At 41.5% G+C, this 12,354-nt stretch carries 7 protein-coding genes; 2 read left to right on the plus strand and 5 right to left on the minus strand.

Going from position 1 to position 12,354, the window contains the following annotated elements:
* Positions 1–4 precede the first annotated feature (4 nt).
* Positions 5–6,373 (plus strand): putative Ig domain-containing protein, encoded by a 6,369-nt coding sequence (locus JWR23_RS08320; protein WP_299515230.1) that lies wholly within the window; start codon positions 5–7, stop codon positions 6,371–6,373.
* Positions 6,374–6,448: 75 nt separating this feature from the next.
* Here JWR23_RS08320 and JWR23_RS08325 read toward each other — a convergent pair whose 3' ends face one another.
* Positions 6,449–7,177, minus strand: a complete 729-nt coding sequence (locus JWR23_RS08325) for a DUF4136 domain-containing protein (RefSeq protein WP_299515232.1) — start codon at positions 7,175–7,177, stop codon at positions 6,449–6,451.
* Positions 7,178–7,337: 160 nt separating this feature from the next.
* Between JWR23_RS08325 and JWR23_RS08330 the strand changes: the two genes are divergently transcribed.
* On the plus strand, positions 7,338–8,627 hold the full coding sequence (locus JWR23_RS08330) for an HAD-IB family phosphatase (protein WP_299515234.1): 1,290 nt from the start codon (positions 7,338–7,340) through the stop codon (positions 8,625–8,627).
* A 353-nt stretch (positions 8,628–8,980) separates the two neighbouring features.
* On the opposite strand, the gene JWR23_RS08335 is transcribed toward JWR23_RS08330, so the two are convergent.
* The 4 genes from JWR23_RS08335 to JWR23_RS08350 form a co-directional block, all read right to left on the minus strand.
* Positions 8,981–9,460 (minus strand): universal stress protein, encoded by a 480-nt coding sequence (locus JWR23_RS08335; RefSeq protein ID WP_299515236.1) that lies wholly within the window; start codon positions 9,458–9,460, stop codon positions 8,981–8,983.
* 51 nt (positions 9,461–9,511) lie between these two features.
* Positions 9,512–10,417, minus strand: coding sequence for an alpha/beta hydrolase (locus tag JWR23_RS08340; RefSeq protein ID WP_299515237.1), 906 nt, complete (start codon positions 10,415–10,417; stop codon positions 9,512–9,514).
* Positions 10,418–10,547: 130 nt separating this feature from the next.
* Positions 10,548–11,640, minus strand: a protein-coding gene (gene prfB / locus JWR23_RS08345; RefSeq protein ID WP_299515239.1) for a peptide chain release factor 2 whose coding sequence is annotated in 2 segments (ribosomal slippage) — positions 10,548–11,579 and positions 11,581–11,640 — 1,092 coding nt in all. Because the reading frame shifts where the segments join, the coding sequence is not laid out codon by codon here.
* A gap of 273 nt (positions 11,641–11,913) precedes the next feature.
* Entirely contained in the window at positions 11,914–12,348 is a 435-nt protein-coding gene (locus JWR23_RS08350; RefSeq protein WP_299515241.1) for a hypothetical protein, read from the minus strand.
* Positions 12,349–12,354: the final 6 nt, after the last annotated feature.

A 12,354-nucleotide genomic window follows, 5' to 3' on the forward strand; every position in this document is an offset into this window, starting at 1 on the left:
AACATTGAGCAAGTCAATACATTTTATTTTTTTGCTGTTTTTACTACTTTTAACCAGCAAATTGCTCGCTCAGGCGCCTGCTATTACTTATAGCACTCCGCAGACACTTGTTGTAGGCGGTGCTGTGTCATTATCTCCAACTAATACCGGGGGAGCTGTTCCTGCCACTGTTTATGGTACCGTTTCAACTTTTGCAGGCACAACAAGTGGCTTTGTGAATGGAACAGGAACCACCAACGTAAAATTTGCTTTACCCAGAGGGGTAACTATAGATGCTTCAGGAAATCTGTACATTGCTGATCAAACTAATAACGCGATAAGGAAGATAACAGCCGCAGGAGTGGTAACAACACTTGCCGGAAGCGGCGCTGCCGGTAGAAACAACGCCACAGGCATAAGTGCTACCTTCAACACTCCGTATGATGTAACTGTAGACGGCTCAGGCAACGTATATGTTGCCGATTATGCAAATAACGAAATACGAAAAATCACTTCCGCAGGCGTAGTGTCTTTGCTGGCCGGCAGCGCAACCGGAGTCACCGGCTTTACCAATGCGACAGGAAGCGCTGCACTTTTCAACGGCCCTGCCGGTATTGCCTACAGTTCCACCGCTACCGCAATGTATGTATCTGATTATACTAATAATGAGATAAGAAAAGTAACGACCGCAGGCGTTGTAACGCTACTTGCAGGAAGTACAACCGGAATAACCGGAAATACTAACGGTACAACTACAGCTGCCAGGTTTAACGGACCTACCGGAATAGCTGTTGATGCTGCTGGTAATATATATGTAGCCGATCAAAACAATAACCAAATAAGAAAAATAACATCTGCAGGCGTTGTAACCTTGTTTGCCGGCAATACCGCTGGCACCGCCGGTTCTACAGACGGAACAGGTTCTGCTGCAAGTTTTAACAACCCCAGAGGAGTAACGGTTGATGCATCAGGCAACGTATATGTTAATGACAGCGGTAATTTCACTATCAGAATGATAACTCCTGCAGGAGTTGTAACGACAATAGCGGGCAACGGAACCGCAGGTTTAATTAACGCCGTTGGCACAGCGGCCGAATTTGACGGAAGGGTTTTAAAAATAGATCCTACCACCGGCAATATATTTTTAGCAGATTATAACAATAACGTTATCAGAAAAATTATTGCTACCGGGTATAGTATTAGCCCTGCATTGCCCGCGGGTTTAACTTTTGATAGCACTACCGGTATAATAAGCGGCACACCTACAGCCACTGCTACTTCAACAGCCTATACCATTAAAGCATTTAACAGTACGGGCAGTTCGTCTGCAACTATTACATTAAGTGTTGTTGCGGTGCCCTCCATCAGCTATAGCCCTGCAACACAAACATACGCTCTTAACCAGGCTATCAGCACTTATTCGCCTACTTCATCCGGCGGTGCAATTGCTTCATTTACCGGATATGGTACGGGCATCCAGGTTACCGGTGTAACTTTAAGCAGCCCATTTGGCATAGCCAAGGATGCCTCAGGCAATATTTACGTGGCTGACAGCGGAACTAACAGTATTATTAAATACAGTACGGGGGGCACAATAAGCTCATTTATTACAGGGGTAATCAACCCGGTAGGTTTAGTTTTTGATTCATCCGGCAATTGCTATGTACTAAGTAATATTACCGGCGCCAGTAAGGTATACAAATACCCTTCAACCGGCGGATCAACCGGTACACTTTTAACTTTTGGCGCTACAAATCTGCAAACTTCATTCGGCATTGCTATTGATGCTGTTGATAATTTATATATTACTAATTATAGCGGCACAACTACTAATACCTACAAAGTTTACAAATGCAGTACCAGCGGGGGTAGCCCACTGTTAACTATAGCGTCAACAACCAACTTAAATCAACCGGTTAATGTGGCGCTGGATAATGCAGGGAATATTTATATACTAAATATTGGAAACAAAACTGTTGTTAAATATAATTCAGGCGGAACATTTCAATCAACCCTAATAACAACTACCGGAGCGCCGTACGGATTATGTGTTGATGGCGCGGGCCATATATATGTTGGTGATCCCGGAGCCGGAACTGCTAATGTTTATAACTCAGCCGGCGGCACTGCTCTTTTTAGTGTTACCCAAGCCGGCTCACGTGGCCTTATAACTGATAACGCGGGTATTCTGTATGTATCAGATTTCACCAACAGTAAACTGTATAAATATGTACCAAACGGCGGCTATTTTATAAGCCCTAATTTACCTGCAGGTTTAAGCATTAGCAGTACAACCGGTAGTATTACGGGTACGCCTACAACAGTAACCGCCATGACTACTTATACCATTAATGCTTATAATACAAGCAATTCGGGAGGCAGTTCAACCACGCAGATCAATATTGCCACCCAAGTTTTAGCACCCGATATTAGTTATACTACACCTGTTTCTTATTTTGTTAGTGCGGTTATTACCAGCCCAACCCTTACAAATGCAGGCAGCGCTGTTGTAACCACTGTTGGGTACAACAGCACAGCAACACAGCCTTTCGGCGCAACATTTAATAACCCTGTACGTATGGCCGTTGATGCTTCGGGCAATATCTATATAGCCAATTTTAGCGGAAATAATATAGTTAAATATGCATCAGATGGTATTACCCTGATAACCACCTCGTATGGTACAGGTGCTCCTGCCCTTGTTAATCCGATGGGAATAGTCTTTGATTCGGCCGGTAACTGTTATGTATTAAATGGAAACGCCACTATATATAAATACAATTCGGCTGGGGCGTATCAAAGTACTATTACGGTAACCGGAGCCGGTACTACCTATGGTTTGGCTATTGACGCATCGGACAGGCTTTATATTACCAGCTATGGCACGTCAACCGCAGTGTACAGATATACAACTGCCGGCGTTGGGACCTCAATAATATCTGCAAGTTTAAGTACGCCTGTTGATGTTGATATAGATGCAGCCGGGAATATTTTTGTTTTAAACCAGGGAAACAATACGGTTGAAAAATATACTACAACATTTACAGCTTCAAGTTTCAAAACCGGGCTTAGTACTCCCTTTTCATTAAAAATTGACAAAGTAAACAACCTGATGTATATAGGCAATACAAGCAGTAATAATATTTTGGTTTGCACGCCAGCCAGCTCCACCACCTTATATACCATAAGTAATGCTACTGATTGCCGCGGTTTAGCCCTTGATCTAAAAGGCAGTGTGTATTCGGCAAATTTTACCGGTAACCAGGTTTATCAATTTTCGCCATCGGGCGGATATTTTTTAAACAAAACTTTGCCTACAGGTTTAACTTTTACTGCTACTTCGGGTGCTATTACCGGCACACCAACCGCATCAAGTGCTGCGACTGATTATACCGTTACCGCCTGGAACGCGGCTGGCAGCGGCAGTGGGATTATCAATATAACCTGCTATCAAAAAAAGACCTGGGTAGGCACAGGCGCCAACACTTCATGGACAACAGCAGGTAACTGGACCGGTGGTGTACCCGGACCTGCCGACCAAATTATTATTGGTGCTACAGGTACCTTATCTACCCCAACTATATCTGCTGCAGGGGTAACTCAAATAGGTTCGATAGTGATGCAAAATGGCGCTACCACAGCCCCGGTAATTTCTGTAAGCAGCGGTGCTACTTTAACAGTTACCGGCGATATTACCTATCAAAACCTCAGCGCCACTGTTCAAACGGCTTCACTAACAGGTGCCGGTACTATAAATGCTGCCAATCTTAATGTAATAAATAATTTTAGTGCCGCTTCTTATACAGAAACACTGGCCTCATCTGTTGCTAACCTTAACTTAAGCGGTAACCTTTCTCTTACCTCAACACACCCTTCAGGAACTAAGTATGATGATGCTGCTTTTAATTTGGCATCTGGCATAATGACATTGTCGGGTATACAAACAAGTAATGCCATTACTTCCAACAATTCAACTATAGCAATAGCCGCAGGTACTACAATGCAGTTTACAGGTGCTGCGCCATTATCGGGCCTTTCATCAACGGGTACAAACACCATAACTATAGGCACAGGAGTAACTATAGGTTATACCGGAACCAATGACCAGGTTGTTTATTCAAATGTAGCCATCCCTAACTCAACATTAACAAGTGGTATTAACTATGCTAATATATTATTTAGCGGCTCTGGTATAAAAACCGTTCAGGGTGATAATACGAAAAATTTAAACATCAGCGGTAGCTTTACTAACTCGCTTACCAGTAATGGCACAACTACCTATGTAGATTTAAGCGGGCCAACGGTAAACTTTACGGGCACGGGCCAAAGTTTAGCTGGCGGCAGCGGTACAGGTACAACACTTTTTAATACCGTTTTTACAGGCGGCGCCAAAACCATGAGCGGCAAATTTAACGAAGATAGCCAAAGCGTTATTACCTTTAACGGAACCAGCTCTACAACTTTAGCCGGAGCGGGATCATTAACTTTAAATTCAGACGCCACAGGCTCTGCAACTATAGCATCATTAAACCCTGCAGGTACAGTTACCGGAGTTATTAACGGCACCGTAAATGTACAACGATTTGTAACTGGTGGCGGCGATCTAACCAACCGTGGTTACCGGTTATTTTCATCACCGGTGGCTGATGCAACGGCAACAGGTTTTTACAACCTATCTTACTTTTTTGGCAGCGGTACTTACATAACCGGCTCGGGCGGTGCAGCGGCTGGTTTTGACGTTTCGGGCAACCCAACTATTTATTTATATCGCGAAGACAAAGTACCAAGTGCTACATCATTTAATGCCGGAAATTATAGAGCGATAACTAAAATAAACAATAATCCAAGCTATAGTATCAGCACTATTGATGGCGACTTTAACCTGCCAGTGGGTAACGGCATATTATTCTTTTTTAGAGGGAATAACAGCACTAATGCCAGTATAGCTCCAAATGATGTTACATTGACTACTTTAGGTCATCTAAACCAGGGGCAGGTTGTGGTTAAAAATTGGTTTAACTCAGGCTCAAGTACTTTAGCTAATTCTACTTTAAGTGGTTCAACATCCATTCAGGGATTTAACCTTGCGGGCAATCCATACCCAAGTTCTATTAACTGGAATACGATATATAACAACACAACTACAACAACTGGCATTTGCTGCTCAACCAATTTAAGTAATTCTATATATATCTATAATACGGCTACAAAAAATTACTCGGTTTATACCGCCACAAGTTCGTCAGCAGGTTTTGCAACAGGTGCTCCCGGTGGATCAAACATTATTCCGCAGGGCCAGGGATTTTTTGTTCGGGCACTTGCCTCAAATGCGCAGCTTATATTTAATGAATCGGCAAAAGTAACTAACCAGCCTGCTGCTTTATTATTAAATGCTGCCACCCCGATTGTTGACCAGCACCTGCGCCTTCAGTTAACAAAGGATGTCATTAATAAGGATGAAGCCGTAATTGTTTTTAACAATGCAGCCACTACCGCTTATTCACAGCGCGATGATGCCTTATATTTAAAAGGATCGGGCTTAGTAAGCTTGTCGGCAATGTCAAGCAATAAATTGGCTTTGGCACTTTACCAAACACCGTTTCCAAAGCAATCTCAAACTATCCCGTTAAATATCAGCGTTACAGCTGCGGGAACTTATCAGTTAAATTTAACCGAAGCTAAAAACATACCTGACATGTATGATGTTTGGTTAATGGATGCTTATAAAAAGGATTCGTTAGATATAAAGCATAATCCTAATTACAGCTTTATGGTAACCGCCGATACCAGCACCACCGGATCACATAGATTTAGCCTGGTTATACGTCAAAACTTAACCAGAGCCGTCCATCTTTTAAGCTTTAATGCTACTAAAGGCACAACTGATGTTAAAATAAACTGGTCTGCAGAAAACGAAGGTAATTACACCACATTTGTTTTAGAACGGAGCATAAATAGCGGCAGTACCTTTACTGTCCTTGATAGTTTAACATCAGCAGGCTTAGGCACTTATAATGATCTTGACCCACACCCGGTGACAGGCCAAAATCTATACCGGTTAAAAATGGTTGATATTAATGGAAATATAACCTATTCAACTAATGTGGTTATTACGTTTATACTGCCAAATGCTCCTGTTGTTAGTAATATTAGCGTTTACCCTAACCCTACAAAATCTGTAATAAACTTAGCTATAAAACAAGTTGATTCTGCCTCGGCATCTTACAAAATAAGCATATCTAATAATACAGGCATTGTTGTAAAAGCAGGCACATCTGCACAGCCCGAATGGCACACCGATGTAAGCACATTATTGCCGGGCACTTACTTTATAGAAGTGGTAAATACAAAAACCAATAGCTTAACCGGCCGAAGTGCATTTATAAAACTATAATATCCCTGCATAAAATAGCCTTGCAAAATCTTAAAAATTTTGCAAGGCTATAAAACTTTTTACTTTTTTTTAAATTTATATTGATTTGCTTGAAGTTGGGCTAACTACCGCGCCTCTGCCACGCGGGCCTCTGCGGTCTGACCGGCCACCTGCGGGCGGAGCAATTGATGGTGCCAGGCTTAGCTGATCTAAAACACCGTTTACCACCTTAGGTAAATCGTCAATATCTTTTTGATGATTGCGATGCACTTCGCCAACTCCAAACCCGCGCCAAACTACCTGTTTGCTTCTGCGATCTATTATATCAATGATTAAAGTTCCTTCTTTGTAATGTTCTTGCCCGGTGGCTGTGTATCCGCCATAATAGGCAAACGGCGCGCCGTAAGCATAATAATATGGCCGATAGAAACCACCCCAGCCTCCCCAACCTCCGTATCCAAAACCATAGCCCATACCAAAGCCCATACCAGGGTATATACCACTGCCATAGTAGGTAGGATAATAATAAGTGCGCACCCCACGGCCTACTATTGATGAGTAGCTTATTAACAGATCGGGGTCGCGCTGGTTTAATGCTAATCCTTTATTTACCAATGCTGCGGTAGCCGCGTCTTTAATTTTAGCATCAGCAACCATGTTGGTGTTTACCTTACCGTTATTATGTGCCATAGGCATCCAGGCAAAAGTATGATACCTGCTTAAATTTGTTCTGTTTAAACCGGCAACATAATAATCATAACTGGTACAAGATGATATACCAGATACCAGCAAAGCAACCAGTACTACATAAATTAATTTTTTCATAGCTATTTTCCATCTAAATTATTTCATTAGACTGCCGATATATAAAAGGTTTAATACAAATTAAGTTTTTTTACAGTTATAAATTTATTAAACTTAATGCTATCTGATTTAAAAAAAGCCAATCAAAAATTGCACATTTGCACATCCCATATTAAGGAGAATGAGCCAGTATTTTATAATAGATTTCGATAGTACATTTACACAGGTGGAGGCTTTAGATGAGCTTGCCCGCATATCTCTAAAAAATCATCCCGACAGAGAAAAAATATATAAGCAGATAGAGGACCTGACTAACGCTTCAATGGAAGGGCGATTGTCATTTAGCCAAAGCCTTGAGTCGCGCGTAAAACTTTTACAAGCCAACCGCGAACATTTAAAGCAGCTAATAACCCACTTAAAGAAAAAGGTTTCTACTTCATTTTCGCGCAATACTATATTTTTTAAAAATCACCAGGACGAGGTTTTGATCGTATCGGGTGGGTTTAAAGAATTTATTATACCAGTAGTTACCGAATATCATATCAAAAAGGAAAACATTTATGCCAATACTTTTGAGTTTGATGAAGAGGGTAACATTATTGGCTATGATCGCGAAAACCCATTATCGCAGGAAGGCGGCAAAGTTAAGCTGTTAAAGGAACTTAAATTGGAAGGCGATATTTATGGCATTGGCGATGGTTACTCTGATTTCCAATTAAAGGAATCAGGCATGATCAAAAAATTCTTCGCTTTTACAGAAAATATAGAGCGCAAATCTGTCGCCGAAAAAGCAGATCATATCACCCCAAGCTTTGATGAGTTTTTATACATCAATAAGCTACCTCGTGCTATATCCTACCCAAAAAACCGCATTAAATGCCTTGTTGTAGGCAATATTGAAGAGGATGTATTAACCCAAATGCAAAAAGAGGGTTATAACATACGCCAGCGCGATAGCATTGAAGAGAAATACCTGGATGAAGCCGGTGTATTACTTTGTGATGAAGAGAACCAACCAACGCCAGAACAGGTACAAAATGCAGGCAGGCTAAAAGTTATTGGATGTTTTGGTAAGATAAACCGTAAGCTATCAGAAACAGCTTGCGAAAGTGGAATCATTATTTTTGACGACCCTAAGCATAATCCACGTAATGATGATTTTTTACCGAAACGAGTTATTGCTTTTATGAACGAAGGAAAAACGCATACCAGTTGTAACTTTCCTGATTTGCAGCCGCCACGTATAAATAATGCGCACAGGTTAATACACATCCATAAAAATGTACCGGGTATACTGGCTAAAATAAATGAGGTATTTGCACGGCATAACATTAATATAGTGGCCGAGTTTTTGGTTACTAACGAGCAGATTGGCTATGTAATAACTGATGTTAACACCGGTTATGATACCGAGATATTAAATCAGCTTAAAGCTATCGAGCATACTATTAAGTTTAGGTTGCTGTATTAAAAGAATTATGGCTAAAGTGGCCGCTGCGACCGTCCTGCAATAATTTATCATTTAAACGGCAAGCTCCTTACCATATTAAACAGGCGCTTGCTGCTTAATTTTCAATCGCTAACCATGTTAATTTAATAGTTAGTTTATTTGGTAATTATTTAATGCGATAATTTTCAACATATTACGAATTTTGGTGTACCAGGGTGTACCCAGGTGTATCAACGTGTTCGTGGTACAGTACAGTAACAATATTTAACGGTTATAGGTTTATTGCCGCATTTGCTTACTTAATGGGGGAGCTAATTTTCTATATCGAATTTAATCACTAAACGCGTTATGGTCTAATATTAATCTATAGCCTGTTAACTATCTTCTTCAGCCAATGGTACCACCAAAACCGGCACTTCTGAGTGGCGCACCACATGCTCTGCAACGCTGCCCATTATCAGGCGGTCAAGCCCCTTGCGGTTGTGGGTACCAACAACTATCAGATCTGCTTTAAACTGTTTGCTGCATTCGATAATACCAGCGGCGGTATCACCAAATTCGCTGAAATGCGTTACATTCAGGTCACCGGCAAATTTTTTGATGGTGTCATTTATGATGCTTTCTGAAATCTCATTTTGGATACTAATTATATCTATATCAGCCACACCCATATCCTGCATGGTTGATCCCAATATAACATCGCCCGAATTATTGTAAGGCATTATTGTAGGCTCAACAATGTTTACCAGCCCAACATGGGCCTTAAATTTATGGGCAATATCAAATCCGTATTTGGCAGCGTGCTCGGCATATTTACTATTGTCTATCCCGATAAGTATTTTCTTGATAAGCATGGCTATTAAGGTTAGTGTATTACATAAACAAACTAACTACAAAATGTTTTGCTAAAAACCATTGGTATCCATCCAGCTTATGCACCAGTCGAGCCAATGTTCTTTGCTTGTTGGGTTATTCAGCCCAAAGCCATGCCCACCCGCCTGGTAAAGATGCATCTCTGCCTTAACTTTATTTTTAAGCAATGCCTCATAAAACAACAAGCTGTTTTGCACGGCTACAGTTTTATCATCACCGGCCTGCACAATAAAGGTGGGCGGTGTGTTTGCTGTAACCTGCTTTTCGTTCGAGTAAAATTCTATTTGTTCGGGTGTTGGGATTAAGCCTACCAGATTATTCCGCGATCCTTTATTGGCAAATTCGCCAAAGCTAATTACCGGGTAAAGCAACAACATAAAATCAGGGCGAACGCTGATGTTATCTTTGTTATCTACAACTGCTTTATCAAAATGTGTTCCCACGGTCGAGGCCAGGTGGCCGCCTGCCGAAAATCCCATAATGCCAACCTTAGCCGGATCAACGCCCCAGGCTCCGGCATTTTTGCGTATTATCATTATGGCTACCTGTGCATCCTGCAGTGGGCCAATGGTTTTATCTACCATTATCAGATCGCTTGGCAAGCGGTATTTTAATACGAATGCGGTAATACCTATTTTATTAAACTCTTTCGCTACTGCATAGCCTTCTTTATCAATAGCTAAACCACTATAACCACCACCCGGGCAAATAATTACAGCGGTGCCGGTAGCTTTACCTTTCTCCGGGAAAAACGGAATTAGGGTTGGAACACTCACTGCTGATGCATGGCCATCGCCATTTTTTTCAATATAAGTAGCAGGGATTGGTTTTGAGTTGGGTACGCCATCGGTATATAATGGTATTACCGGGGCCGTGCCTTGTGCATAAGTTATAGTAGCTATGGCCATTAATAGCAATATGGTGCAGAAAAATTTCATAATAAAAGGTTTATGCAATAATAAACCTTTCTTGCATTATTTTATTGTCATTTCGAACGATAGTGAGAACAATCTTCTCCTCGTTCCGAGGCTGCAGGCAGGCTCGGAAATAACAGTATTTTTAAACTCTTTAACTCTTCGGCCCGCCAAACTCCATCAGATAGGCTTTTAGAAAATCGTTCAGATCCCCATCTAAAACAGCAGCGGCGTTTGATGTTTCATGATCGGTGCGCAGATCTTTAACCAACTTATAAGGGTGTAATACATAGTTACGTATTTGCGAACCCCACTCTATTTTCTTTTTGTTACCTTCAATTTTATTTGATGCTTCGGCGCGCTTACGCATTTCGGCCTCATATAATTGCGATTTTAGTAAACGTATGGCATTATCTTTATTTTGCAATTGCGAGCGCGACTCCTGGTTCTTAATGATGATGCCAGACGGCTTATGATACAAACGTACGGCAGTTTCTACCTTATTTACGTTTTGCCCGCCTGCACCGCCAGAGCGGAAGGTTTCAAACTCAATATCTGCAGGATTGATCTCTATTTCGATAGTATCATCAACCAATGGATAAACATATACTGATGCAAATGAAGTATGGCGCTTGGCGTTGGAATCGAATGGTGATATACGCACCAATCGATGCACACCGTTTTCGCCTTTTAAATAACCGTAGGCAAACTCGCCCTCTAATTGCAGGGTTACGGTTTTTACACCGGCAGCCTCCCCTTCCTGGAAATCCTGTTCGGTTACTTTGTAACCATTCTTTTCGCCCCACATAATATACATCCGCATCAACATGCCGGCCCAGTCGCAGCTTTCTGTACCGCCCGCGCCTGCTGTTATTTGCATCACAGCATTAAACTGGTCCTCTTCGGCCGATAGCATATTTTTAAATTCCAACTCTTCAACCACTTTTATGGCAGTGTTGTATTGTTCCTGCATTTCGGCTTCGGTAGCATCTCCGCTCCGAAAAAATTCAAACAGCACCCCGGTATCATCAATTACTGATGCTACTTTCTGATACTCGTCTGTCCAAACCTTTTTTGTTTTGATAGAGGCTAAAACCTTTTCAGCTTCCTTAGGATGATCCCAAAAATGGGGATCGAGGGTTATATCCTGCTCTATTTTTAATGCATCAAGCTTCTTGTCGATGTCAAAGATGCCTCCTCAGGGAAATTAATCTATCCCTTAAATCCTGGATCTGTTCTTTAGTCATGGGGCAAATATAGAAAAATGCAGTTGTTATAATAACAACTTGGCGGCGATTACTCACCCCGACATCGCTGCGCTCGTCGACCCTCTCTTCGCTGCGCGGAAAGAGGGTTGGAAAAATTAGTCCCCAAAAAGACCCTCTTTCCGCCAAAGGCGAAGAGGGTGGTCGAGCGAAGCAAAGACCGGGTGAGTAAACGGCGCATTAAATCTGTTTCCCTAAATAAAAAAGCCTGTCCGCGTTAGCAAACAGGCCCTTAATAGGTAGATGAGAATATTTTTAAGCTACGGCCAACTGGTTCAGCAAATTGTTCATATTATAGTTACCGCTTAGCATAGCCAATAATTTGCTTAATGCAAAATCATTGTTTTGCCCGCTTTTTGATTGCTGTATCATTTCCTGCATAACCGGAGGAATAAGCTCTTTAGCTACTCCCATAGCTGCAACAGGCTCAATACCATAGTAGTTATTCAGTTTATTGGCAAATTTATTAACGGTGCTATTAATTAGCGGGTTGTTATAAATGCCGGGGAATTGAAAATATTTGATCATGTCTTTTAGCTTACCATTTTCCATCTGGCCCTTTAATACTTCAATGATCGAGCTCGACGCTTCATTTATCACTGACTCGTGGTATTTTACAGGAATTACAGGGTTTTGAATAACAGCCATCCCGGCGTTATTTTTAACAAGCATAAAAAGTTTTTCAAACATAATACA

Source organism: Mucilaginibacter sp., assembly GCF_028288205.1.
Lineage (GTDB): Bacteria > Bacteroidota > Bacteroidia > Sphingobacteriales > Sphingobacteriaceae > Mucilaginibacter.